This is a genomic window from Variovorax sp. CCNWLW186 (genome assembly GCF_037203865.1).
Taxonomy (GTDB): Bacteria; Pseudomonadota; Gammaproteobacteria; order Burkholderiales; family Burkholderiaceae_C; genus Variovorax.
Genome location: NZ_JBBCBO010000032.1, coordinates 24560 through 48610, shown reverse-complemented (window position 1 = coordinate 48610; position 24051 = coordinate 24560). Strand labels below are relative to the sequence as shown.

The following is a 24051-nucleotide window of genomic DNA, read 5'->3' as shown; positions in this document are numbered from 1 at the left end:
GCGCAGCGAAATAAAGGAGGAGGCCGCAGGCCGGGGGACATTCGCGGAGAAAGGTACCCCGTCGGCGGGTGCGCCCCTCGAACAAGGCAACCCACGCACAGCACCGCGACTGAAAAAACAAGTTCTCATCACGGTGCCTAGGCCACGGCCTTGGTGCCGCCAAAGGTCGTCTGCTTCACGAACTTGGAGGTCAGGTGGTCGCCCGATGAAATGGGTGCGTACTTCGGCTGCTCGCCCGGCGCAAGGCAGCTTGACAGGCACTCGACCATCGCGTCGTAATTGGGCTGGTGAAAGAACACCAGCGACTGCCGGCGGTTGGTGCTGGCCACTTCGAACGGCGGATTGACCACGCGGTGCAGCGTGGACACCCACTGGTCGTTGGTCCACTGCATCATCAGGTCGGCAATGTTGACCACCAAGCCGCCTTCCACCTGCGGTACGTCGACCCACTGACCCGCCTTGTTGAACACCTGCAGGCCCTTGTCATCGGGCAGCACGATGGTGAGGCTGCCGTAGTCGCTGTGCGCGCCGGCGCGCAACTGGCCCGGCAGCGGCGCTTCACGCTGCGGCGGATAGCTCAGCACGCGGAACATGCTGATGTGCTTGTCGATCTTGTCGTCGAAGAACGTCTCGGGCAGCGCAAGGCCGAGCGCGAAGATGCGCATCAGCGAGCGGGAGAGATCGCTCATGGCCTCGAAGTAGGCTTCGTACGCTTCGCGAAAGCCGTCGATCGGCGGCCAGCTGTTGGGTTCGAAATGCGGGCCGGCGGCGGGGCCGCGGTGGTAGTCGTCGGCGGGCACGTTCGAGGGGCCGACCGAGAACGACTCCTTCAGGTCGCCGGGCGCGGCCTCTTCCAGGCTGTACGAAAGCCCTTCTTCACCCACTGCGCTGTAGCCGCGCACCGCGTCTTCGCGCGGCCGGTCGACCTTGCGCTTCTCGGCCAGCGGCATGTCGAAGAACGCGCGCGAGAGCTTCGACACGCGCGCGATCAGTTCGGCCGGAATGCCGTGGTTGGTAATGACGAGAAAGCCGATGCTGCGGCAGGCCTCGTCGACTTTCTTCGCGACCTGTTCCTTGCCTTCGGCCGTGCCGGCGAAGTAGGGCGCGAGATCGATGATGGGTACGGACAGCAGGGTTGTCATGTGTCGGTCCTCTTGCTTGGCATGCCTTTCGCCATGCAACGTCTGTGCCAGTTGGACCAAATGGACAAAACGCATTTGTCGCGTCAGCATGGTGCGCACTGCGCGTGCTGGAAGGCCCGCCCGGCGCAACGCGATGCACCGCGGCCTTACAGTGGTGCGCGTTGAAAAAAGAGTTCGTAATCGAGAAGCGAGGGAAGATGCCGAAGACCAAGGCGCTGGCCGCAGCCAGCAGCACAAAGAAGACCCCAGCCAAGAGCGCTGTGAAGGGCGCCGTGAAGGGCCTGGTGCGCAAGTCCGCGAAGCCCCCGGTGCGCAGCGCCTCGGCGGTGAGCCGCAGACTGCGCCAGATCGAGGACAAGCGCAGCGCCATCCTCGGTGCGGCGCTGGGCCTGTTCTCGCGCTTCGGATTGCATGGCACCTCGATCGACCAGGTGGCGGCGCGCGCTGATGTGTCCAAGAGCAATCTGCTCTATTACTTTGCCAACAAGGAAGAGCTGTATGTGAACGTGCTGCGCGACCTGCTCGCGCTGTGGCTTGAGCCGCTGCGCGGCTTCAGCGCCGAGCAGGACCCGGGCGAGGCCATCGGCGGCTACATCCGCCGCAAGCTCGTGGTCTCGCGCGACCGGCCCGATGCGTCGCGCCTGTTCTGCCTTGAAATGATCCAGGGCGCGCCGCTGCTGCGCGACGAGCTCGACCGCGAACTGCGCACCTTGGTGGAGCGCAAGTCGGAGGTCATCCGTTCATGGGTCGCGTCGGGCAAGCTCGCGCCGGTCGATCCGCATCACCTGATTTTTGCGCTCTGGGCCGTCACGCAGCACTACGCGGATTTCGGCGTGCAGGTGCAGGCGCTGACGGGGCATACGCTGGAGGACCCGGTGTTTTTTGAGCAGACGGTGGAGAACGTGCAGCGGATCGTGCTGCAGGGGATTGCGCCGCGCTGATCGGTTTTTCTCCCTCTCCCAGAGGGAGAGGGGACACGACCAGGTCAATGCGGCGGCGCCGCGATCTCGTGATACCGCCGATCGAAATAGATCAGGCTCTGCGCCGCCCCGCCAATCGCAATCGCCAACGCCTCGCAGAACAGCACGTCATGCGTACCCGCAATCGTGGCCTGTACCACGCGGCAATCGAACGAGGCCGCGGCGTCCTCCAGCACCGGCGAGCCCGTGGCCTTGCGGCCCCAGCGGGCCGCGGCAAAGCGCTCGTCCATCGGCGTCTTGCCGCCGAACAGGCCCGAGAGCGCCTGGTGGCCCGCCGCGAGCACGTTCACGCACAGCACGCCATTGGCCGTGAACGCGGGATACACCGATGCCGACCGGTTCAGGCACACCAGCAGCATCGGCGGCTCGTCGGTCACGCTGCACACGGCCGATGCGGTGAACCCGGCACGGCCCGCAGGCCCGTCAGTGGTGATGATGTTGACCGCCGCGCCCAGCCGCGCCATGGCATTGCGGTAGTCGGCCTTGGGCAGCGCGTGGGGCAGGCCGCTCGGCGTGACGTGGTGGGAGGCCATTGCGTTCAGCAGCATGGGAGAGATTTCCGGAATGGTTTCAGGCGAGGACGCAGGCTTCTTCGAAGCTGAGCCGCGGCAGGCGGCCGAACACCTTGGCCGCATCTCCGTGGCCGAGGTTGATCAGGAAGTTGGTGCTCCAGTCGGTGCCCTCGAAGAACGCGGCATCCACCTTCGCCTTGTCGAAGCCCGACATCGGGCCTGCATCGAGCCCCACCGCGCGCGCGGCGAGCAGCAGGTAGCCCGCCTGCAGGCTGGCGTTGCGAAAGGCGGTTTCGTGCGCGGCCTCGGGGCTGCCGGTGAACCAGCTGCGCGCATCGGTATGCGGAAACAGCGTGGGCAGCTTGTCGTAGAACTTGCGGTCCCACGCTGCGATGACCGTGACCGGTGCGGCCATGGTCTTGTCGAGGTTGCCCTTGGAAAGCGCAGGCCCAAGGCGCTGCTTGCCCTCGGGCGTGCGAACGAACACGAAGCGTGCGGGCGAGCAGTTGGCCGATGTCGGGCCCATGCGGGCTAGCGCATAGACCTGACGGAGTTGCGCATCCGTCACGGGCTCCGCGGTCCAGCCGTTGTGGCTGCGTGCTTCGGTAAAGAGAAGTGCCAGTGCGGCGTCGTCGAGGGCTGAGGTGGTGGTCATGCGGGAACGCCGGGTGCGCTGACCCGGGAAAGAAAGTCGAGCAGGCTGCGGTTGAAGGCGTCGGCCTCGGTCACGCTATGCGCATGGCCGCCGTGCGGCATGAAGTGCAGCGTCACGTCGTGCAGGCCGTCGGCCAGGTGCTGGGAGCAGGTCCACGGCACCAGCGCGTCGTCCATGGCGGCGGCCACCAGCGTGGGCGCGGTGATGTCGCCAAGGTGCGCGTCGATGTCGAAGGCGCGCAGCGCGCCGATGCGCGCACGCATGTTGGCCTCGCCGGGAAAGTGCGCAAACGCATGGTCGACCTCGTCGGCCACGCGCTGCGCATGTTCCGCGCACCAGGCCGCGGGGTACAAGAAGATCGGCTGCGCTTCCACATACGCGCGCGGGCCGCAGGCGCCAAGCAGCGCAAGCCGCGCATCGAAGCAGCGCGCAGAGTGCGCATTGGGCCTGGACCACGCATTGACCAGCACCAGACTCGCCACGCGCGAGGGCTCGTCGAGTGCCAGCTGCAGCCCGACGAGCCCGCCGAGCGCATGCCCCACCAGGTGGCAGCGCGGCGTCGACGTGGCGTCCAGAATCTGCACCACGTCGCGCGCCATGTCAGCAATGGCGTAGTCCGCGCTCAGTGCGGCGGGGCTGCGGCCCGTGCCGCGCTGGTCGTACGCAATCACGCGATGGCCCGCTGCCACGAGTGCGCCGATCTGCGGTTGCCAGAAGACGGCCGAACCGCCGAGGCCCGACGACAGCAGCACCGCCTCGCCGTCGGCCGGCCCATGCACTTCGTAGTGCAGCGGCATGCTCAGGCCTTGTTGCCGACGTGGGCGATGGAGGCGATTTCGACCAGTGCATCAGGCTTTACCAGGCCGCACTGGATGCAGTAGCGCGCAGGCTTGGTGCCCGGAAAGAACTCTGCGTACACCGCGTTCACCTTCGCGTAGTCGGCCCAATCCTTGATCATGATCATGTTGAAGGTCACGTCGTCCATGGTGCCGCCGGCCGTTTTGATCACGTTCTGGATCGTCTCGAGCACGTGGCGCGTTTGCGCGGAGGCATCGCCCACGTGCACCACGTTGTTGTCCTTGTCGAAGGGCAGCGTGCCCGACACGTAGACCACGCCGTCGGCCATGGTGCCGGGCACGAACGGGGCGATGGGCGTGGTGGTTCCGGCGGGGATGATGGCTTGCTTGGGCATGAGGACGGGCTCCTTTAAAAAAATCAGGCAATGGCCGCTTCAGCCGCTACAGGCTGCGCGGCGGGCTCGGGGGCAAAGGTGGCGCAGAACTGGTCCACTGTCGAAACCCAGCCGAAGAAGGTCTCGACGTTGTAGACGGAGGCCTTTTGTATGGCCGCACCGCCAAGCTCGTGCGTGGCGTCTTCGAGCATCACGGCGAAGTATTCGAGGTGAAAGGCATCGCGCAGCGTCGACTCCACGCACACATTGGTGGCAATGCCGGTGAACACCAGGTGGCGGATGCCGCGTGCGCGCAAGGTGCTGTCGAGCGTGCTGTTGAAGAAGCCGCTGTAGCGGGTCTTGGGCACCACGATGTCGCCGGGCTGCGGCTTCATCTCTGCGATGAGTTCGTAGTCCCAGCCGCCCTTGGCGAGGAACTTGCCTGCGAGTTCGGGCTTGGCGCGCATGGTCTTGAGCGCGTTCGACTTGTGCCAGTTGGGCGAGCCCGGTCCGCCGGCCTCGACGTAGGCGGCGTCCCAGCCGTTCTGCAGAAACACGACCAGCATGCCGGCCGCGCGCGCCGCCGCAATCGTGCGCGCGATGTTGGCGATGGTGCCTTGCGCGCCCGAAATATCGAAGCCCGCCGAATCGACATAGCCGCCGATGGAGGCATAGGCGTTCTGCATGTCGACCACGATCAGGGCCGAATCGGTGGCATGCAGCGCCACCGGTTCCGGGCGCGCGGGCAGCACGAGCGGCGCGGGTGCGCCGGGCAGGCGTGGCGCGCCGACGGGCGTGGTCGAGGTGAGCGTGGTGTTGCGTGCGGGCGTGGCCATGCGCGTCTCCCTTCAGGCCACGAGCCGCTCGGGTTCGGCCTGCGAGGCCACAGGGCTCTGCACATGCGCGCGGCTCTTCATCAGCGGTTGGATGCGTTCGCCAAAGGCCGCAACACCCTGCAGGAAGTCGTCGAAAGTGAGCAGCACGCCTTCGGTGCCCGGCACCTCGGCCATCTCGTCGAGCAGGCGCGCAACGGTGGCGTAAGAGCCCACCAGCGTGCCCATGTTGATGTTGACGGCCGAGGTCGGGTCGGCCATCTGGCGCACATTGGTGTCGGCGCCCGACTTGGTGTCGGCCGCGCCCTGTTGGCCCAGCCAGGCAATGGCTTCGTGGTCGGCGCCCGCCTTGTAGTGCTCCCACTTGGCGCGCGCGGCTTCGTCGGTTTCGTCGGCAATCACCATCATCAGCACGTAGGTGGTCACGTGGCGGCCGGTCTTGCCCGTGGCCTCGATGAGCTTTTCGGCCGCGGGTGCAAAGGCCTTGGGCGTGTTCACGCCTTTGCCGAAGCAGAAGTTGTAGTCGGCGTATTTCGCGGAAAAGTCCATGCCGGCGTCGCTCTGGCCCGCGCAGATCACCTTCATGTCCGCTTGCGGCCGGGGGCTCAGGCGGCAGTCGTCCATCTGGAAGTGCGCGCCCTTGAAATCCGATTGGCCGGTGCCCCACAGGTCGCGCAGCACCTGGATGTATTCGGACAGGTATTGGTAGCGCGTGCCGAAGAACTGGTCGCCGGGCCACATGCCCATCTGTGAGTATTCGGGGCGCTGCCAGCCGGTGACAAGGTTCAGGCCAAAGCGCCCGTTGGAAATCGAATCGATGGTCGATGCCATGCGCGCCACGATGGCCGGCGGCATCACCAGCGAGGCCGCGGTGGCAAAGAGCTTGATCTTGGTGGTAACGGCCGCGAGCCCGGCCATGAGCGTGAACGACTCGAGGTTGTGGTCCCAGAACTCGGTCTTGCCGCCAAAGCCGCGCAGCTTGATCATCGACAGCACGAAGTCGACGCCGTAGCGCTCGGCCGTGAGCGTGATCTCCTTGTTGAGTTCGAAACTCGGCTTGTACTGCGGTGCGTTTTCGGAGAGCAGCCAGCCGTTGTTGCCGATGGGGATGAAGATGCCGACGTTCATGCAGAAGCTCCAGTTGCAGGGTCGCAAAGCCCTATGCATGGCCCGTGCCAGTTAAAAAATCCCTTTCAAATCAACGCGTTGAATGTTTTTTAATGTTTCGTTTTGACCATTTGGTCCAAAGTGGAGCAGATGAACCGCCCGGCTTGCGGCAGCACGGTGCGCGTCAAGGCCAAACCGGTGCAGCGCCGGCGTCATGGATCGCGCGGCAAAATCACCCCATGCCCAAGACCCCACTCCGTGCCGCCGCTGCCGTCGGCGGTACTGCAGACGACATCGAGGCCGCGTTTTATGAAGCGCTGCAGCGCGGCGACATCGAAGCGCTGATGGCGTGCTGGGCCGACGAGGACGAGGTGTTCTGCGTACACCCGGGCGGCCCCCGCCTGGTGGGCGCCACGGCGATTCGCGCGGCTTTCGAGCAGATGTTCGGCAACGGCGCCATTCACGCCATGCCCGCACGCGTGCGCAAGATCGAGTCGCTCGCAAGCGCGGTGCACAACGTGCTCGAACGCATCGAGGTGCTCACGGCCGAGGGCCCGAAGCACGCCTTTGTGCTGGCCACCAACGTCTATCACAAGACCGCCGAAGGCTGGCGCATGGTGGCGCACCATGCGAGCCCCGGCAGCGCGCGGGAACCCGTCGACGCGAACGACCCGCCCCAGATCCTGCACTGAGAAATGCCTGGCGACGTTTCTTCCCTGCACTCATCGATGGGCTACGCGGCGCCGCGCTGGCTGCCCGGCGGCAACCTGCAGACCATCTGGGCGGCGCTGTATGCGCGCCGCTTCACCGGCCTGGCGCCGGTGTACCGCCGCGAGCGCTGGAACACGCCCGACGGGGATTTCATCGACGTCGATTTCGCCGATTCGGTCCTGCAGGGCACAAGCGCCGGACCGCGTCCGCTGCTGGTGCTGTTCCACGGTCTGGAGGGGTCGTCCCGCAGCCACTACGCCGAAGCCTTCGCCGCCTTCGCGGCCGAGCGTGGCATGGACTTCGCGGTGCCGCATTTCAGGGGCTGCAGCGGCGAGCTCAACCTGGCGCCGCGCGCCTACCACTCAGGCGACTACGAAGAAATCGACTGGATCTTGCGGCGCATGCGCGACCTGCAGGCGCTCCATGGCGGCGGCCCGGTGCTGGCCGCGGGCGTGTCGCTGGGCGGCAATGCGCTGCTGCGCTGGGCCTGCGAGGCCGGCGACTCGGCCCATGCCTCGGTGGCCGCGGTGGCCTCGGTGTGCGCGCCGCTCGATCTTGCGGCCGGCGGCGAGGCCATCGGCCGCGGCTTCAACCGGCTGGTCTACACGCGCATGTTCCTGGCCACCATGAAGCCCAAGGCGCTGGCCAAGCTGGCCCAGTTTCCGGGGCTGTTCGACCGCGAGCGGCTGCTGGCGGCGCGAGACCTCTATACCTTCGACGACGTGTTCACGGCGCCGCTGCACGGCTTTCGCAACACCGACGACTACTGGGCGCGGGGCTCGTCCAAGCCGCACCTGAGCGCGATTCGCGTGCCCACGCTGGTGGTGAACGCGCTGAACGATCCGTTCATTCCGGCCCGCAGCCTGCCGGGGCCGGGCGAGGTGGGCCGGCACGTCACGCTGTGGCAGCCCGCGCACGGCGGCCATGTGGGCTTTCCGCTCGGCGTGCCGCCGGGTCATGTGCGCGGCATGCCGGAGAGCGTCGGTAGCTGGCTCGGGCAATTCGCCTAGGCCCGGTTGCCGCGCGGGCGCGCAGAATAGCTTTCATGGACGACATCGTTAAACAAGCGCTCGCCAAGTGGCCCAACGTGCCGCATTGCTACGGCTGGCTTGGCCTGGACGCGCGCGGCAACTGGTACATGCGCGACGACCGCACCCAGGCCCAGGGGCCGTTTCCGGCCGCCAAGGGCTCGATGCTGCGGCACGAGAAGCTCATCGACTTCATCCACCGCAACTACGACCACGACGGCGAAGGCCAGTGGTTCTTCCAGAACGGGCCCCAGCGCGTTTATGTCGAACTGGAGGCGGCGCCTTTTGTCTGGCGCATTGCCGACGACAAGGGCTTTGCCGTCACCGCCCATACCGGGCAGGCGGTGAACGTTTCCGGGTGCCTACTCGACGAGGAGGGCCGGCTCTACCTGGCCGCTCCCATCGGGCTGGGGCTGGTTCACACGCAGGACGTGGGCCTGGCCGCAGAGGCCATCGACCAGGGGCTGTGGACGCCCGAGCCGGTGCGCTCGGCCGACCTGCCGCAGCGCTTCGGCCATGTGCTGAGCCCCGCGGCGCGGCAACCAGCGACGCTATCAAAACAATAGCTGTTCAGGTCACGCGCATGAAAAAGCCGGCTCGAGGCCGGCTTTTTTATTGGGGCGAAGCCCTGGGTTACTTGCTGGCGGTGGGCGCCGCCGGTGCGGCGGCCGAAGCAGCGCCTTCAGCGGGTGCCGCTGCCGCGGCGGGACGCTCGGGCACCGGGAACTTGGCGCCACCGGCGTTGGCCAGGTAGACCACGGCACGGCCGATTTCGAGGTCTTCGAAGTCGCCGCCGCCCTGTGCCGGCATGGCACCCTTGCCATGCAGCGCATGGTCGAGCAGCGTTGCGTAGCCCTGGCCGATGCGCGGGCCCCAGGCTGCGGCGTCGTTCAGGTGCGGCGCGCCAGGAATGCCGGGCGGCGCATGGCAGGCAGCGCACTGGGCTTTGAACACGGTCTCGCCAGCTGCCAGGGGGCGGTTGGCATCGCGGATTTCGATGGTGCCGACCTTCTTGAGCCGCTCGGCCACTTCGCGGTTGCGCGCGTCTTGCGACACGCCGTAGAGCGCCATGTTGTCGCCCTCGGCCGTGCCCGCGGGCTTGTTGCCCGAAACCACATAGGCCACAAGGCCCACGATGATCAGGATGGGGGCAAGAAAAGAGAAAAATACCGCGAGCAGCAGTTGCTTCGGGTTCTTGATCGGGCCGGTGTGGGCTTCTTCTGTGGCCTGGTAGTGCGGGTCTGCGCTCATGGCGTCCTCAATAACGGGGGCTCGTCGGGGGGCTTTTTCGAATCAACCGGCGATTATAGAGAGGCCCTCCGCCCAAAGGACGGAAGGCCTCTCCGCGATGCTTCAATGCAACGAGCTCATTCCAGTGCACCCGCGGAACCGGCTTTGCCGGGCCGCCGGGTGCGCCCCCCAGTGGGGGGAGGCGCCGAAGGCGCTTCGGGGGGGCGTCAACCAGCCTTTGCCCAACCGCCACCCAGCGTCTTGTACAGGGTGACCTGGTTCTGCAGCTGCAGGAGCCGCGTGGTCACGGCCGATTGCTGCGCCGTGTACAGCGAGCGCTGCGCGTCCAGCAGGTCGAGCGCGCTGGCAATGCCGTTGCGGTAGCGCATGTCGGAGAGCTTGAAGCGCACCGCTTCGGCGTCGGCCTGCGCGCGTTGCGCCCGCACCTGCTCGCCCAGCGTGGCGCGGCCGGCCAGCGCGTCCGCCACTTCGCGGAAGGCGGTCTGGATCGACTTTTCGTACTGCGCCACGGCAATCTCGCGCCCGGCCTTGGCCGAGTCGAGCCCCGCAATATTGCGCCCCGCATCGAAGATGGGCAGCGTGATCTGCGGCGAAAAGGCCCAGGCCTTCGATCCGCTGTCGAACAGGCCCGAGAACTCGCTGCTGGCGGTACCGATCGAGGTGGTGAGCGATACGCGCGGAAAGAAAGCCGCACGCGCCGCGCCGATGTTGGCATTGGCCGCAATCAGCTGCTGCTCGGCCGAGCGGATGTCCGGCCGCTCGGTCAGCAGGTCCGAAGGCAGGCCCGCGGGCACCTCGGGCATCGGCTTGATGCCGTCCAGCCCCATGGCGCCGCCGGCCGTGGCTTCCGCCGGCACCGGCGCGCCGAGCAGCAGAGCCAGCGCGTTCTCGTCCTGCTGGCGCGTGCGCAGCTGCTGCGCATAAGAAGCGCGCGCGGTTTCGGCCAGCGAGTTCGCGGCCTGGAAGTCGAGCTCCGACGACACGCCGTTGTCGAAGCGCAGCTTGGTCAGGCGCACCGATTCTTCGCGCGTGACCATCGTCTGGCGCGTGAGCTCCAGCAGTTCGTCGTCCGCAATCAGCGTGAGCCAGCCCGTGGCCACGGCCGCGATCAGGCTGATTTGCGCGGCCTTGCGCGTTTCTTCGGTGGCGAGGTATTGCGCCAGCGCCTGGTCCTTCAGGCTGCGGATGCGGCCGAAGAAGTCGATCTCCCAGGCGGTAATGCCCAGGTTCACGCTGTACTGCGACGACACGCTCCCCGCGCTGCTGTCGAAGGCCTGGAGCTGGTTGGGGCTCGAACGCGACCCGCTGCCCGTGAGGCCCAGCGCCGGGAACAAAGCCGAGCGCTCGATCTGAAATTGCGCACGCGCCTGCTCGATGTTGAGCACCGACACGCGCAGGTCGCGGTTGTTGGCCAGCGCGGTCTGAATGAGCCCGGTCAGCCGCGGATCGGTGAAGAAGTCCTGCCAGGGCAGGGCGGCCGCGGCCTGGCCCGCCGGCTGCGCCGGGTCGCCCGGAAAGGTGGTGGGCACCGGCGCGGCGGGGCGCTCGTAGGTCGGAATCAGCGAGCAGCCGGCCAGCAGCATGGCCGCGGCCAGTGCCGTGGGAATCAGTTTCTTAGTCATGTGTCTTTTCCTCCGTGATGCCGGCGGCTTCGGCATGCCGCTTGTCGGCTTCATGTTGGCGCGCGCTGCCCTTGAACAGCGTGCGCACCACCACGAAGAACACCGGCACGAAGATCACGGCCAGGATCGTGCCCGTGACCATGCCGCCGAGCACGCCGGTGCCAATGGCGCGCTGGCTTGCCGAGCCGGCGCCGGAGGCAATGGCCAGCGGCACCACGCCCAGGCCGAAGGCCAGCGAGGTCATGATGATCGGGCGGAACCGCAGGTGGGCGGCGGCCAGCGCCGATTCGACGATGCCCTTGCCCTGCGCCTGCAGGTCCTTCGCAAACTCGATGATCAGAATTGCGTTCTTCGCCGACAGGCCGATGATGGTGATCAGCCCCACCTGGAAGTACACGTCGTTCGAGTAGGCGCGCAGCATGGTTGCCAGCAGCACCCCCAGTACGCCGAGCGGCACCACCAGAATGACCGACAGCGGGATCGACCAGCTCTCGTACAGCGCGGCCAGGCACAGGAACACCGCAAGAATGGCGAAGCCGTAAAGGATGATGGCCTGCGAACCCGCCAGCTTTTCTTCGCGCGACTGGCCCGTCCATTCAAAGCCGAAGCCTTGCGGCAACTGGCTCGCGAGCTTTTCCATCTCGGCCATGGCCGCACCCGTGCTGAAGCCCGGCGCCGCGTCGCCGCTGATGCGGATGGCGGGGTAGCCGTTGTAGCGCACCGTTTGCGTGGCGCCCGTCACCCACTTGGTGGTGGCAAAGGCCGACAGCGGCACCGGCTGGCCCTGCGAGTTGCTGGCGTTCAGCCGCAGCAGGTCGTCCGGCTGCATGCGGGCCGGCGCATCGGCTTGCACCACCACGCGCTGCAGGCGGCCGCGGTTCGGAAAGTCGTTGATGTAGCTCGAACCCAGGCCGGTCGACAGCGTGGCGTTGATCGCATCGAAGGTCACGCCCAGGGCGTTGGCCTTGTCGCGGTCGATGTCGATCTGCAGCTGCGGCGCGTCTTCCAGGCCGTCAGGGCGCACCTGCGTCAGCACCTTGCTCTGGCTGGCCATGCCCAGCAACTGGTTGCGCGCGTTGATGAGCGCGTCGTGGCCCGCGCCCGAACGGTCTTGCAGCCGGAAGCTGAAGCCGCTGGCGTTGCCCAGTTCAGGAATGGGCGGCGGGCTCAGCGGGTAGATGAACGCGTCGCGAATGCCCGAGAGCGCACCGAAGGCGCGGCCCGCGAGGGCGCTGGCCGAGTGGGCCGGGTCCTTGCGCTCTTCCCAGTCTTTCAGCGTGACGAAGGCGAGGCCGGCGTTCTGGCCCTGGCCAGAGAAGCTGAAGCCCATCACGCCCACCATGCTCTGCACTTCAGGCTGCTTCAGGATGAAGCCTTCGACCTGCTGCATGACCGACAGCGCACGCTCTTGCGTGGCGCCCGGCGGCAGCTGCACGTTCACGATGATGTTGCCCTGGTCTTCTTGCGGCAGGAACGAGCTTGGCAGGCGCATGTACGTGAACACCACCGCGCCGATGATCACGGCGTAGATGATCAGGTAGCGCGCGGCGCGGCGCAGAATGCGCGCGACCATGCTTTCGTAGCCCTTGGCCGTGCGCGTGAAGCCGCGGTTGAACCAGCCGAAGAAGCCGCGCTTCTCGTGGTGGTGGCCGGCTTCGACCGGCTTGAGCAGCGTGGCGCACAGCGCTGGCGTGAGCGACAGCGCCATGAAGGCCGAGAAGGCGATCGACGTCACCATCACCGCCGAAAACTGGCGGTAGATGTTGCCGGTGGAGCCCGCAAAGAACGCCAGCGGCACAAACACCGAGATCAGCACCACCGTCACGCCGATGATGGCGCCCGAGATCTGCCGCATGGCCTTGCGCGTGGCTTCGAGCGGCGACAGCCCCTCTTCGCTCATGATGCGCTCGACGTTTTCGACCACCACAATGGCGTCGTCCACCACGATACCGATCACCAGCACCATGCCGAACATGGTCAGCACGTTGATCGAGAAGCCCAGCGCCAGCAGCGAGGCAAACGTGCCCAGCAGCGCAATTGGCACCACGATGGTCGGGATGATCGTGTAGCGCCAGTTCTGCAAGAACAGGAACATCACCACGAACACCAGCGCAATGGCTTCGAGCAGCGTCTTCACCACTTCGGTGATGGAAATCTGCACGAAGCGCGAGCTGTCGTACGGAATGTTCCACTTCACGCCCTGCGGGAAGAAGCGCTCGAGCTCCGCCATCTTGGCGCGGATGGCCTTGGCCGATTCCAGCGCGTTGCCGTTGGGCGTGGGCTGCACGCCGACACCCACCGCCGGCACGCCGTTCAGGCGGGCAGAGGTGGCATACGACTGGCCGCCCAGCTCAACGCGGGCCACGTCCTTCAGCCGCACGGTCGAGCCGTCGGGGTTGGCGCGCAGCACAATTTCCTTGAACTGCTCCACGTTGGCCAGCTGGCCGTTCACCACCACAGTGGCCGCAATGGCCTGGCCGGGAACGTTGGGCAGGTCGCCAAGAGTGCCCGAAGACACCTGTGCGTTTTGCGCGCGAATCGCGTTGTTCACGTCGGTGGCCGACAGGTTGAAGCCCTGCAGCTTGGCCGGGTCGATCCAGATGCGCATTGCGTTTTCAGAGCCGAACAGCTGGGCCTGGCCCACGCCCACCACGCGCTGCAGCTCGGGCACCACGTTGCGCGCGGCGTAGTCGCCAAGCGCAATGGGGTCGAAAGCCGGGTTGTCCGAAGACAGCATCACGAACATCAGGAAGTTGTCGCGCGACTTGTCCACGCGCACGCCCTGCTGCGTTACGGCTGCCGGCAGGCGCGGCGTGGCGCGCGAGAGCCGGTTCTGCACGTCCACCTGTGCAAGGTCGTCGTTGGTGCCGGCCTCGAAGCTGATGGTGATGGTGCCGGTGCCGTCGGCCTGGGCCACCGATTCCATGTAGATCAGGCCCGGCGAGCCGTTCATTTCACGCTCGATGACGGACAGCACGCTGTCCTCGAGCGTCTGGGCCGAGGCGCCGGGGTACGCCACGTTGATCACGATGGCCGGCGGTGCCACCGGCGGGTATTGCGAGATCGGCAGCTGCGTAATTGCCACGCCGCCCATCACCAGGACGAACAGGGCAATCACCCAGGCGAAGATCGGGCGGTCGATAAAGAATTTGGCCATGCGGGCGCGCTCCTGCTATTACTTCTTCTCGGCCGGCGCAGCCGCCGCACCGCTGGCTGGCGCCGCCGCGGCAGACGCCGCCGGCGCTGCCGGTTGTGCCGCACCGTTAGGCGCGGACTTTTGCCAAGGCACCGCCTTCACCGGCGTGCCGGGCGGCATCATCTGCAGCTTCTGGAAGCCGTCGACCATCACCTGCTCGCCCGCCTTCAGGCCGTCGAGCACCACCCACTGGTTGTCCTTGGCGGCGCTGATCTTCACCGTGCGCTGGCTGATCTTGCCGTCGGCACTGACCACCGACACCGTGTCGCCCTGCTGCGTGCGCGTAACCGCCTGCTGGGGAATGGTGATTGCGTTGGTGGCCTGCGCCTGCTCGAGCTTTACGCGCACATACAGGCCGGGCAGCAGCTCGCCCTTCGGGTTGGGCACCTCGGCGCGCAGCGTGACCTGGCCCGTGGCCTGGTCGACCGTCAGGTCGGAGAACAGCAGCTTGCCCGGCAGCGTGTAGTCGGTGCCGTCTTCGAGCACCACCGTGACGCTGGCGGCCTCTTCGCCGCTTGCGCGCTTGTACTGGCCGGCGGCCAGCGCGCGGCGCAGCTTCAGCACGTCGGAGGCCGATTGCGTGAAGTTCACGTACATCGGGTTGATCTGCTGCACCACGGCCAGCTCGGTGGCGTCGCCCTGGCCTACCAGCGCGCCTTCGGTTACCAGCGCGCGGCCAATGCGGCCGGCAATGGGCGAGGTTACGTCGGCATAGCCCAGGTTGATCTTCGCGGTTTGCACCGCGGCGCGGCCTGCGGCCACGTCGGCCTCGGCCGTTTTTTGCGCGGCCACGGCGTTTGCATATTCTTGCTTGCTGACCGCATTGGCCTCGACCAGCGGCTTGTAGCGGTCGGCCAGTGCCTTGGCCTGCACGGCGTTGGCTTCGGCGCGCGCCAGCGTGGCTTGCGCGTTTTGCGATGCGGCCACCAGCGGCGCCGGGTCGATGCGGAACAGCAGCTGGCCGGCCTTTACATCGCTGCCTTCGCGGAATTCGCGCTTCAGCAGGATGCCCGATGCGCGGGCGCGAACCTGCGCCACGCGCGAGGCTTCGAGCCGGCCCGGCAGCTCGGTAACCAGGCCCACGTCCGTCGGCGTTGCAACCACCACGCCCACTTCAGGCGCCGGCGGGGCACCGCCACCGGCTGCACCTCCCTTGCCGGCGGGCGCATCGCCCTTGGAGCAGGCCGCAAGCGCCAGCACCACGGCAGCGGCCACGATCGCGAGGCGCGGCGAGAACGAAGATTGACGCGAAACATGCAGGAGAGGCATGCGAATCCTTTGAAGCAAAGACGGGAGATGGCGCGTTCGCAGAAAGCGAACAGAAAGCCAGCATAAACAGCCGGGCCATCGGGGAAGCCCGCTAGTTTACATACATTCATGGATGTATAGTGACAACATCGAATGGCCCCACGATGCGGAAAGGGCTTGGCTTTACAAATCAGGAGACTTGGTGGCACGTCGTACGAAGGAAGAAGCATTGGCCACGCGGCATCGCTTGCTCGATGCCGCGGAGCTGCTGTTTCAGGCGCAGGGCGTTTCGCAGACCTCGCTGCAGCAGATTGCACAGCAGGCCGGCGCGACCCGTGGCGCCATTTATTGGCACTTCAAGGACAAGGCCGACCTCTTCAACGCCATGATGGAGCGCGTCATCCTGCCGCTGGAGGCCGGCCCCCGGGCCGCCGCGGCGGCCGGCAACGACGACCCCCTGGCCGAGATCGAAGAGGGCATGGTGCATGCGCTTACCCTCATGACCACCGACCCCCAGGTGCGCCGCGTGTTCGACGTGGCCACCCACAAGGTCGAATACACGCACGACATGGCCTCGGTGCAGCAGCGGCACCTGGACGCACGCAACGCCTGCGTGACCGATTTTGAAAAAGCCCTGCGCCTGGCCGCCCGCCGCGCCAACATCAAGCTGCCCGTGCCCGGCCACGTGGCCGCGCAGGGGCTGCATGCGCTAATCAGCGGACTCATCCAGAACTGGCTGCTCGACCCGACCGCCTTCGACCTTGTGCCCAGCGGCCGGCGCACTTTCCGCGTTTACCTGGCCGGCCTGGGCTTTGTTCGGAACTCGGCCGCGGGTGCGAAGAACGAAGCTGAAGAAGTCGCCGCCTGATAGGCGATAATGCGGGGCTCCGGTTCTGCCGGAACCCAGATTCCTCGCTGTATTTCAACGGATAGAATTCGGCCCTCCGAAGGCTGAGATCCAGGTTCGATTCCTGGCGGCGGGACCAGATATGAAGCCGGACACTTGCAAGAGTGGCCGGCTTTTTTGTTTGCCAACTGGGGGGCGCTTTTTCAACCGCCTCTCTTCATTTTTTGATGCAGTGTCGGACGTGCGCGAAGCACGGCCCGCACATCAGCGCCTACTACGACAAATGAGGGTGGGGAACAGCGGCAATCAGTGAATCAGCACCTTCAAAGTGGTAGAGCAAAACGTCCCATCCTCATCGTTCCAGTTGTACTGGATGGACTGCGGGCCGAACACACCATACCAGTTGGTGGCCTTAATATCGAAGGAGTGAGCCGAGTCAAGACGGGCGACCGGCGTGATCTGGTCAATATCCTCGTCTTCCAGTAGAGCATTCCCGTCCTCGTTCTTTGCGCACCTCACTGTGACCGCGTACGCGGCGCCCTGGCCGACGTTCGTGGTTCGAAGGATCCAGTTCTGCGGCGTCTCTTTGATCAGTTCGGCTCGGAGACTCACTACCCTGCGTTCTGCCTGTTCGCGTTCCTTTTCCGCAACCAAGATCTTGTTGAGTTTGTGCTGGGTGCGCGCGAAGAAGACCGTATAGCCGAGGCTCGTCAAGGCGATGAGGGCAGAGCCCGAAGCGATCCAATCACTGGTGTCCACATGCCCTCCGGCACCTGAAAGACGTGGGCAATCAAAAAAGGGGGGCAGATTGCTCTGCCCCCCACCTCATGCTGACCTTTACTTGCGTCGAGTTGGAGGAGGCGACGGCTTTCTCACCGGCGAAGGCCGGGGGATCGTTTCGATCACAGTGGTCGCAGGGCGCCGGAGCGCCTCGCGAACTGGGATGAACTCGCCTGTACGGGCATCTCGCCCACGCTGATTGCTCATGATTACCTCCTGGGAATGAGCACTAACCCGCTGTCGCCCGGATGGCATTCATGGCAAAATTGCTGTGCTGCAACAAGTTTTGTTGGAACGCCCCTGACAGCGATGGAAGGGCGAGAGGGGCCAGGTCTGACCACCTGGCCCTTTTCGTTTCCGGGCATAGCCAATATATCTGGCGCTGGCTCTTCAGTCAAGCTAAACTAAATTCGATGTATAGTTTGTCAAACTGGAGATCTCCATGGAAAAGCCTACGGGACTGGGGCGATGGCCCAACGCGCCGCTCGCCTATCTGACTGCCGAGATCAAGTTCCAACGCGTCTTGGATTTCGAGGTTCAGTTGCCGGCATTGACGGCGCATCTGTCGGATCGTTACCCACTTGAGGAGAGTTCGTCGGCTCTGGAGATCGGTGGCCCTGGATCCTCGCCGTCCATGGAGCCGTTGCGCGACTTCAAGAACTTCACCTCAACAATGGGCGTCAGGCTGGCTCGGGGTAGCCTTTCCCTGCATTGCACGGACTATGCGGGATCGGGCAGTTTCCAATCCCAGTGGTTCCAGTTGCTGGACTTGCTGGCTGATTTGCTGAAACCCCGCGTGTTGCTTCGCAGTAGCCTTCGATGCGTCGACCTTCTGGTGCCGCAGGGTGACGAGTTGCCTGACCACTATCTGGTGCCGAGTCTGAGACCGTGGCGCGAAGGCAGCAAAGTGCTTGGCGATTTCGAGCAGGGCAATACGGTCTCGCGCTTCAAGTATCAAGATATATCAACCACGGTCTTGATCTTGGCTCGGATCAAAGGACAGTTCGTGCTTCCCCCAACTTTGGCCGCAATGTCGCTCGCCTTTTCCCCTGTCCAGGCCAAGGCGCTGCAGTTTCACCAAAGCACCGGTCGTCCGTTCGCGATTATGGATACTGACGTTGCTCATGAGGCTGCGAGGCCGTTTGACCTAGAGGCGCTGAAAGCACAGTTCAAGCAGATTCATCAGCTGGCCTCGGCGAGTTTCAGGGCCGCGACGACCGAAGAGGCTCAACGGTTTTGGCAGACGCCATGAGCAACGCTCTCTCCATTTACACCTCAGGTCATTTGTCAATCGATTTGACTGAACAAGCGAACGAGCTCACTCTGCTTGCAAAGCTGCGCGGGCGTGTCCAGTGCGCCATGCCGGACGCGCTGATCGAGCTTGATAAGCTGATCACTAGCACGTCGACACTGTCCGACATGACGGCTCGCTACATGGAGACCTATCGATTCCATTCTGCGCCCATCGTGCAAGTCGGTGAAGAATTTCTAGGATATGAGTGCCAGAGGAATGCTGGTCTGTCCAAGTTTGCAGGTGGCGATCTGACGCTCTATTCGAGTCACCTGGATCATCAAAGTTTGAAGGCCGCCGACTCAGGCCGTCTTCTGCTTGATTGGTACAAATCAATCGGTCGATATAACTCTGATGAACTCCTAGATGCAGTGTTGGTCGACGTGTCGAGGGTGGACAGGTTTGACGTGTTGCCAGAAGTGAACGTCGTCGGCATCGCGAAGCCCGACGTGCTCCCACGAACGACTAGCTCAAGCAATGCGCTTGATGAGAGGGCCGTGGCAGTCCTAAGGTCCCGACAGCAGCGTGATGCCATCTTGCTGGCGAAAGACTTTCGCAATGCATTGGAAACACTAGTCGAGGAAGAGCAGCTTAGCTACTACGACTTAACTCGCATCATCGGCGTTACACGAGCAATGTTGAGCCAGTGGCGCGAACGCCCCCTCGAGAAGATACGGTCGGCGAGTCATGAACGAATGGGGCGGCTTCTGTTCGCGTGGAAATACTGGCTTCACGTTACTGAAGGCGACATGTTGGGGCGCTACCTTCGACATGTGCCTGAAGGCAGCACCGTGTCCTTGATGGATTTGCTTTCTGACGAGGACCCTTCCGACGAAGAAATCACCAATCTCGTTGATCGACTGGCTCGATATGCAGTTGAGGATCGCAAAGCCGGGACGCAACGCCGCCGCGACGTCGGTGGATTGCCCTACGGAACTCATAGGTCAGACCTCGCATTCGACTGACAATGTCAGACCCAACCGAGCACGATCAGCAAATCGCTGTAGCCATTCATCACGCGGGATGGCGCACCGGCAGCGCGTGTTCGACAGAGTGCTTGGATTGGCATCGTCAACGGATGCCGCAATGGGTAAGCGAGGAACTCGACGCAAGGCCTAGCGAAATTTGGGTTCCGTTTGTGTCCTCGCAGGCTTGCGACATCGTGCACGGCAGTCTGGTAGACGAACCGCACGCCGAGTTTATTCTTGGGCGCCTTGGCGTTCCCGAGAACACAGGTATCGCGTTGAAGAAGTCATATCGCCGGCTTCAACTACGGCATCCTACTAAGCAATTCGCTGAGTTCCGCGTGCACGATCGTTGGCTAGTCGGTCGCGCCGATTTGGTCGGCTTGCCCCGTGCCGTGGACTTGGACCTCGCCTGGAACGATGGAATTGACTTGGCGAAGTGGATCGGCGGTAGGTATTCGCGCTACCCACTGCCAAACAGTCTCGCTGAAAGAATGCAGTACAACGCAGGAAAGCAGCGTGAATGGCTCAAGCGGTTGACCGCTGAGGTAGAGGAAATCCGCGTTCTCGTCTCGCCGCCGGAACGTGAACTGGAAGACCATGAGACATACAACGTCGTTCTTTATGTCATTGCGCGACGGCCGTTGAGCGAGAAGGCAAAAGTAGCCTATGACAGTTTCAAGGCATGGATAAGTGGGCTCAAGGGGGTAACTGCGCAAGTCCACCTAGAAACTGCTGATAAGTTCTCCTATGCGACATTCAAGGGCACGCAGCGCTTGGACCTTGACGCGCTGACATTCGGCTACCTTGGTGGTCCCAATGGTGCAGTGCCAGTTGGCGAGTAGGCGCTAAGAAGAGCGGAAAAGCCAGATCAATCATGTTCATTGATTGTTAGATTGGTCTCGCAAGAACTCAGCGAATCGTAGAAGCTGACCAGTGAACTTCTTTTTGGCGCTCTGCTATGGGGGCGGAGCCCAACGCTCGTGCGGTCGGCCGCAATCCCGATCGTCTGCCATCCCCAATGAAGAGGTCGATTAGTCAGGCGTCGCTGAAGGTCGGCTTCGCCGTGCATCGTCGCGGCTGCAGCAGAAACGAGGTATCAAAATTTGTTCAGACAACGGCCGGACTGCTCTCGGGGCCGGATTGTGGACCGCTAGATCTGTGTCCCTATTAATTTGTCCAAGGTTTTGCCCGGCTTGACCCCGCAGGCCGAACACCACCGGGCAAACAGCAGCACGTCGACAAAGTTCTCGCCACGTTCAAGCTTGGAGACGTAGGACTGGCCCACACCCAGAGCTTCGGCCATCTGCACTTGCGTTAGGCCGGCCTTCACCCGAACGTCGTGCATCAGGTTGCGCAGCGCCTCGTATTCGGCGTGATAAAGAGAAACGGACATGCGTTCATCGTCTAGTCCGATACGGAATAGTCGTAACGCGACTTTTCAAGATACGATCCAGCACGCAACGGCGAAGACCGAGCGGTGTAAAAAAATCAGTCAGGGATCGGATCGAAATGAAAAGCGGGATGTTTCTCGCAGGCGCAGCCTTTGTGCTGGCGGCCTGCATTGCAAGCGGCGGAGTCGATGGACCAGCGACGGGGGTCAGAAGGCCGTTCCCATGAAGCGACCCGAAGGCTGCCTCAGGCGGCTCCCTTGCTTCTCTTTAGCTACAACCTCCTACAGGGCTTACACGGAATGCCAGACCTTGGCGCAATTGGCGGACTGGTATGACCGCACCATGCCATCCAGTCGCCGGATGTCAGGCGATGAGTTGGGTTCTCTCGTCGAGCGTGTCTCCAGCCTCCGGGCCAGAGACAGGGCGGCACGGAGCAAACGAGCCGCGGAGAAGAAAGCCGATGAGTTCGCTGAATTCTTCTACGGCCGGGACCATCGCAACTTCGGTGCAATCCGCGGAAGGCAGATCGCGATCAAAGAGGCGCGGTGCGACGAGGTTCCGCGCCACACGGTGTGGACGCTCGGCTCCAGGCTTTGGTGTCTGCGGGTGCCGAAGGAAAGTACCGCAACTGCATCTACCCACACACTGAAGCTCATGGAGCTTGGCGGCCAACTGATCCGCGGCAGCTTGGGGAGTACCGAGCACGCGGAGCCGCTGATCTTGGCATTCGCGCAAGGGGTGGTCCTGGGGTTCTCTCTGCTCGCGAATATCGACATTACCAATGCGTTGGAAGGCCTGGATTTCTGGCGACGATGCGAGTTGGCCAGCATCTACGACGTAGGCGTCGATCGCGGCCAGCGGCTTCGCTCGATGGATGATCGAGATAGGAGCCGCTGATTTGCGAGGCGCTATACCCCGGTCGCTCCCGCATGCGACCCCCTCCATCGAAAGCAGGCCTCCCGAACCTCATCGGCCAGAGCCGATAGGGCTTCAGGCGCGGTGCCGCTCCCACCGCGCTGAATCACAAACCGCGCCGGCGGTAGCGCCGGCAAAAAGCTCCCCGCCGGAATCGCCTTCAGCCCCGGCGACATGCCCGAAGGCGTCAGCACGGTAATAGCCAGGCCGGTGACGGCTGCCGCCGTCAACGCGCTCGAGCCCTGCGCGGTCAACACGATCTGCCAGTTGGCCGCGCCATGGCCCGCCAGCGATGACAGTGCGGCTTCGCGAAAAGGGCAGGGCTCCGAAAGAAAGGCGAGCGGAATCGGCCCCTCGGGGTCGAGCAGCGACTTTTCTGAAAACGCCCAGACGAGCGGTTCCATCCACAGGGTTTCGGTGTCGCTGCCGGCATCGCAGACGGTGCCGACCATCAGGTCCAGCGAGCGTTCGCGCACCTGCCTGGCAAGCATGGTGCTGATGCCGCAGGTCACTTCCACATGCACGCTCGGCCTGCGGCTGCGAAAGCTCGCGAGCGCGGCAAACAGCCATTCGCTCGGGAACCCTTCGGAGCACCCTAGGTGCAGCGTGGTCGGCGCATGCCGCGGCGCCGCAACTCTGGAGACGGCCTGCTGCTGCAGGCTGAGAATGCTCCTGGCATAACTCAGCAGCACGCTGCCTTGCGCCGTGAGCTGCAGCGAGCGGGTGGTGCGGTCGAACACGCGGCAACCCAGCTGCTCTTCCAGCCGCTTGATCTGCGCGCTCACGGCCGATTGGGTCAGGTGCATGGCGTCGGCCGCGCGCGTCACGCTGGCGTGGTCGGCAACCGAGACAAAAGCGCGCAGCTGTTGGGAGTCGAGCATGGGTTTCAGTGCGATTGGTTCTGAATCGGTGCAAATTATGTTGCTTGTGTGCATTGCGTGCGATGCCTAGCCTCGGCTTTCCTGAACCATTCACTCACCGCATGCCATGAAAGAACTTCTGTACATCGAGACGTCGCCGAGGGCTGCGCGCTCCGCCAGCATCGAGGTCGCCGGGGCATTCATCGACGAGGTGACGCGCGTCCACCCCGGCTGCCGCGTAACCACCCTGAACCCCTGGAGGATGGAGCTTCCGGAGCTGTCGCAAGACATGCTCGATGCCAAGTACGCCGGCATCAACGGCGTGCCGCTTACCGCCGCGCAGCAAACGGCGTGGGACGAAGTGCGGCGCATTGCCGCGCCCTTTCACGCGGCGGACCACATCGTGCTTGCCGTGCCGCTCTGGAACTTTGGCATTCCCTACAAGCTGAAGCACCTGATCGACCTGGTCTCGCACAAAGACGTGCTGTTCCGCTTCGACGAATCGGGCCTCTCGGGCATGCTGCAGACGCGCATGGCAACGGTGGTCTGCGCGCGGGGGCTCGACTATCCGCTGGGCGAAAACGGCTCCGCGCATGAACTCGACTTTCAGCTGCCGTACATTGAGACTTGGCTGCGCTTTATCGGCGTGCGCGAGGTGCGCTCGGTCGTCGTCGAAAAGACGCTGATGGGGCCGGAGGTCGACGCCGGCGCAAGAGCCGATGCAAAGCGCAGGGCCACAGAGCTTGCCGAGGGGCTCTAAGGGGCTAAGCGCAGGGCGGTTGCAGGGCCGCGCGGACCCTGACACCATGACCGCATGACCTACCAACTTCACTACTGGCCCACCATCCAGGGCCGAGGCGAATTCGTGCGGCTCGCGCTCGAGGCGGCCGGTGCAGACTATGTCGACGTGGCGCGGCTGCCCGAGTCGAAGGGCGGCGGCGAATCTGCATTGGGCGAGCGGCTCGATGACCCGGAGATCGTGCGCCCCGCCTTCGCACCGCCGTTCCTCATCGACGGCGACATCGTCGTCGGGCAGACCGCCGCCATCCTGCTGTACCTGGGGCCACGGTTGGGGCTCGCGGGCGTCGGCGAATCGGACGGGCTGTGGACTCATCAGCTGCAGCTCACCATTGCCGACGTGGTGGCCGAGGCGCACGACACGCACCATCCCATTTCCACCGGCGCCTACTACGAAGACCAGCGCGACGCGGCCGTGCAGCGGGCGCGCGCCTTCCGCGAAGAGCGCATTCCAAAGTTCTTGAACTGGTTCGAACGGGTGCTGCAGCGCAACCCCGCGGGGTCTTCGCACCTGGTGGGCGACGTGCTCACCTACGCCGACCTGTCGCTGTTCCAGCTGGTGGACGGCCTGCGCTATGCGTTCCCGAAAGCCGCCGCAAGGGCGCTGGCCGACACGCCCCGGGTCGAGCAGCTGCACGACAACGTCAAGCGCCGCCAGCGCGTGCACGACTACCTGCAAAGCCCGCGCCGCATCGCGTTCAATGAAGACGGGATCTTCAGGCGCTATGCGGAGCTGGATGGTTGA

The 24051-nt window shown here is 64.4% G+C and carries 25 protein-coding genes and 1 tRNA gene; 12 read left to right on the top strand and 14 right to left on the bottom strand.

Features of this window, described 5'->3' with window-relative positions; genetic code table 11:
- Positions 1-137: 137 nt before the first annotated feature.
- Positions 138-1142 (bottom strand): isopenicillin N synthase family dioxygenase, encoded by a 1005-nt coding sequence (locus tag V9K97_RS25715; protein WP_337321567.1) that lies wholly within the window; start codon positions 1140-1142, stop codon positions 138-140.
- A 197-nt stretch (positions 1143-1339) separates the two neighbouring features.
- Here V9K97_RS25715 and rutR point away from each other — a divergent pair, with 197 nt between their 5' ends.
- Positions 1340-2083: an HTH-type transcriptional regulator RutR gene (gene rutR / locus V9K97_RS25710; protein WP_337321565.1), complete on the top strand. Its 744-nt coding sequence runs from the start codon at positions 1340-1342 to the stop codon at positions 2081-2083.
- A 44-nt stretch (positions 2084-2127) separates the two neighbouring features.
- Here rutR and rutF read toward each other — a convergent pair whose 3' ends face one another.
- Genes rutF through rutA form a run of 6 tightly spaced genes read right to left on the bottom strand, consistent with a single transcriptional unit; the run spans position 2128 to position 6421 of the window.
- A complete protein-coding gene (gene rutF / locus V9K97_RS25705) occupies positions 2128-2670 on the bottom strand; it encodes an NADH-dependent FMN reductase RutF (RefSeq protein WP_443304229.1) in 543 nt (180 codons plus the stop codon).
- 22 nt (positions 2671-2692) lie between these two features.
- Entirely contained in the window at positions 2693-3289 is a 597-nt protein-coding gene (locus V9K97_RS25700) for a malonic semialdehyde reductase (protein ID WP_337321563.1), read from the bottom strand.
- The gene (gene rutD, locus V9K97_RS25695) at positions 3286-4086 is read right to left on the bottom strand and encodes a pyrimidine utilization protein D (RefSeq protein WP_337321561.1); all 801 of its coding nucleotides are present in this window, start codon (positions 4084-4086) and stop codon (positions 3286-3288) included. The genes V9K97_RS25700 and rutD overlap by 4 nt, the downstream gene beginning before the upstream one ends.
- Before the next feature lie 2 nt (positions 4087-4088).
- A complete protein-coding gene (rutC, locus tag V9K97_RS25690; RefSeq protein WP_124958891.1) occupies positions 4089-4481 on the bottom strand; it encodes a pyrimidine utilization protein C in 393 nt (130 codons plus the stop codon).
- Between the two features lie 23 nt (positions 4482-4504).
- Positions 4505-5296, bottom strand: coding sequence for a pyrimidine utilization protein B (gene rutB / locus V9K97_RS25685; protein ID WP_337321559.1), 792 nt, complete (start codon positions 5294-5296; stop codon positions 4505-4507).
- 12 nt (positions 5297-5308) lie between these two features.
- A complete protein-coding gene (gene rutA / locus V9K97_RS25680) occupies positions 5309-6421 on the bottom strand; it encodes a pyrimidine utilization protein A (protein ID WP_337321557.1) in 1113 nt (370 codons plus the stop codon).
- A 218-nt stretch (positions 6422-6639) separates the two neighbouring features.
- Between rutA and V9K97_RS25675 the strand changes: the two genes are divergently transcribed.
- Genes V9K97_RS25675 through V9K97_RS25665 form a run of 3 tightly spaced genes read left to right on the top strand, consistent with a single transcriptional unit; the run spans position 6640 to position 8705 of the window.
- Positions 6640-7092, top strand: coding sequence for a YybH family protein (locus tag V9K97_RS25675; protein ID WP_157616167.1), 453 nt, complete (start codon positions 6640-6642; stop codon positions 7090-7092).
- Between the two features lie 36 nt (positions 7093-7128).
- On the top strand, positions 7129-8121 hold the full coding sequence (locus V9K97_RS25670; protein WP_337321570.1) for a YheT family hydrolase: 993 nt from the start codon (positions 7129-7131) through the stop codon (positions 8119-8121).
- A gap of 35 nt (positions 8122-8156) precedes the next feature.
- Positions 8157-8705, top strand: coding sequence for a DUF2946 family protein (locus V9K97_RS25665; protein WP_337321555.1), 549 nt, complete (start codon positions 8157-8159; stop codon positions 8703-8705).
- A gap of 67 nt (positions 8706-8772) precedes the next feature.
- On the opposite strand, the gene V9K97_RS25660 is transcribed toward V9K97_RS25665, so the two are convergent.
- The 4 genes from V9K97_RS25660 to V9K97_RS25645 form a co-directional block, all read right to left on the bottom strand.
- Positions 8773-9390 (bottom strand): c-type cytochrome, encoded by a 618-nt coding sequence (locus V9K97_RS25660; protein ID WP_258502612.1) that lies wholly within the window; start codon positions 9388-9390, stop codon positions 8773-8775.
- Positions 9391-9596: 206 nt separating this feature from the next.
- Positions 9597-11012, bottom strand: coding sequence for an efflux transporter outer membrane subunit (locus V9K97_RS25655; protein WP_337321553.1), 1416 nt, complete (start codon positions 11010-11012; stop codon positions 9597-9599).
- Positions 11005-14169, bottom strand: a complete 3165-nt coding sequence (locus V9K97_RS25650) for an efflux RND transporter permease subunit (RefSeq protein WP_337321551.1) — start codon at positions 14167-14169, stop codon at positions 11005-11007. The genes V9K97_RS25655 and V9K97_RS25650 overlap by 8 nt, the downstream gene beginning before the upstream one ends.
- A gap of 18 nt (positions 14170-14187) precedes the next feature.
- On the bottom strand, positions 14188-15477 hold the full coding sequence (locus V9K97_RS25645; RefSeq protein ID WP_337321549.1) for an efflux RND transporter periplasmic adaptor subunit: 1290 nt from the start codon (positions 15475-15477) through the stop codon (positions 14188-14190).
- Between the two features lie 178 nt (positions 15478-15655).
- Here V9K97_RS25645 and V9K97_RS25640 point away from each other — a divergent pair, with 178 nt between their 5' ends.
- Positions 15656-16324 (top strand): TetR family transcriptional regulator, encoded by a 669-nt coding sequence (locus V9K97_RS25640; protein WP_337321547.1) that lies wholly within the window; start codon positions 15656-15658, stop codon positions 16322-16324.
- Between the two features lie 43 nt (positions 16325-16367).
- Positions 16368-16442: transfer RNA gene (locus V9K97_RS25635), tRNA-Arg, on the top strand.
- Between the two features lie 167 nt (positions 16443-16609).
- Here the strand turns inward: V9K97_RS25635 and V9K97_RS25630 are convergent.
- Positions 16610-17062 (bottom strand): hypothetical protein, encoded by a 453-nt coding sequence (locus V9K97_RS25630; protein ID WP_337321545.1) that lies wholly within the window; start codon positions 17060-17062, stop codon positions 16610-16612.
- A gap of 463 nt (positions 17063-17525) precedes the next feature.
- Between V9K97_RS25630 and V9K97_RS25625 the strand changes: the two genes are divergently transcribed.
- Genes V9K97_RS25625 through V9K97_RS25615 form a run of 3 tightly spaced genes read left to right on the top strand, consistent with a single transcriptional unit; the run spans position 17526 to position 20184 of the window.
- A complete protein-coding gene (locus V9K97_RS25625) occupies positions 17526-18335 on the top strand; it encodes a TIGR04255 family protein (RefSeq protein WP_337321544.1) in 810 nt (269 codons plus the stop codon).
- Entirely contained in the window at positions 18332-19339 is a 1008-nt protein-coding gene (locus V9K97_RS25620; protein ID WP_337321542.1) for a hypothetical protein, read from the top strand. Before V9K97_RS25625 ends, V9K97_RS25620 begins: the two co-directional genes overlap by 4 nt.
- 2 nt (positions 19340-19341) lie before the next feature.
- Positions 19342-20184: a hypothetical protein gene (locus tag V9K97_RS25615; RefSeq protein WP_337321540.1), complete on the top strand. Its 843-nt coding sequence runs from the start codon at positions 19342-19344 to the stop codon at positions 20182-20184.
- Between the two features lie 308 nt (positions 20185-20492).
- Here V9K97_RS25615 and V9K97_RS25610 read toward each other — a convergent pair whose 3' ends face one another.
- Entirely contained in the window at positions 20493-20735 is a 243-nt protein-coding gene (locus V9K97_RS25610) for a helix-turn-helix domain-containing protein (protein WP_337321538.1), read from the bottom strand.
- Positions 20736-20955: 220 nt separating this feature from the next.
- Here V9K97_RS25610 and V9K97_RS25605 point away from each other — a divergent pair, with 220 nt between their 5' ends.
- Positions 20956-21630, top strand: a complete 675-nt coding sequence (locus tag V9K97_RS25605) for a hypothetical protein (protein ID WP_337321537.1) — start codon at positions 20956-20958, stop codon at positions 21628-21630.
- An 11-nt stretch (positions 21631-21641) separates the two neighbouring features.
- On the opposite strand, the gene V9K97_RS25600 is transcribed toward V9K97_RS25605, so the two are convergent.
- A complete protein-coding gene (locus tag V9K97_RS25600) occupies positions 21642-22529 on the bottom strand; it encodes a LysR family transcriptional regulator (RefSeq protein WP_337321536.1) in 888 nt (295 codons plus the stop codon).
- Positions 22530-22635: 106 nt separating this feature from the next.
- Here V9K97_RS25600 and V9K97_RS25595 point away from each other — a divergent pair, with 106 nt between their 5' ends.
- Both V9K97_RS25595 and V9K97_RS25590 read left to right on the top strand, forming a co-directional pair.
- Positions 22636-23268: an FMN-dependent NADH-azoreductase gene (locus V9K97_RS25595; RefSeq protein WP_337321534.1), complete on the top strand. Its 633-nt coding sequence runs from the start codon at positions 22636-22638 to the stop codon at positions 23266-23268.
- Between the two features lie 54 nt (positions 23269-23322).
- Positions 23323-24051 carry a glutathione S-transferase gene (locus tag V9K97_RS25590; RefSeq protein ID WP_337321532.1) on the top strand — a complete coding sequence of 243 codons (729 nt, stop codon included), beginning with the start codon at positions 23323-23325 and terminating at the stop codon, positions 24049-24051.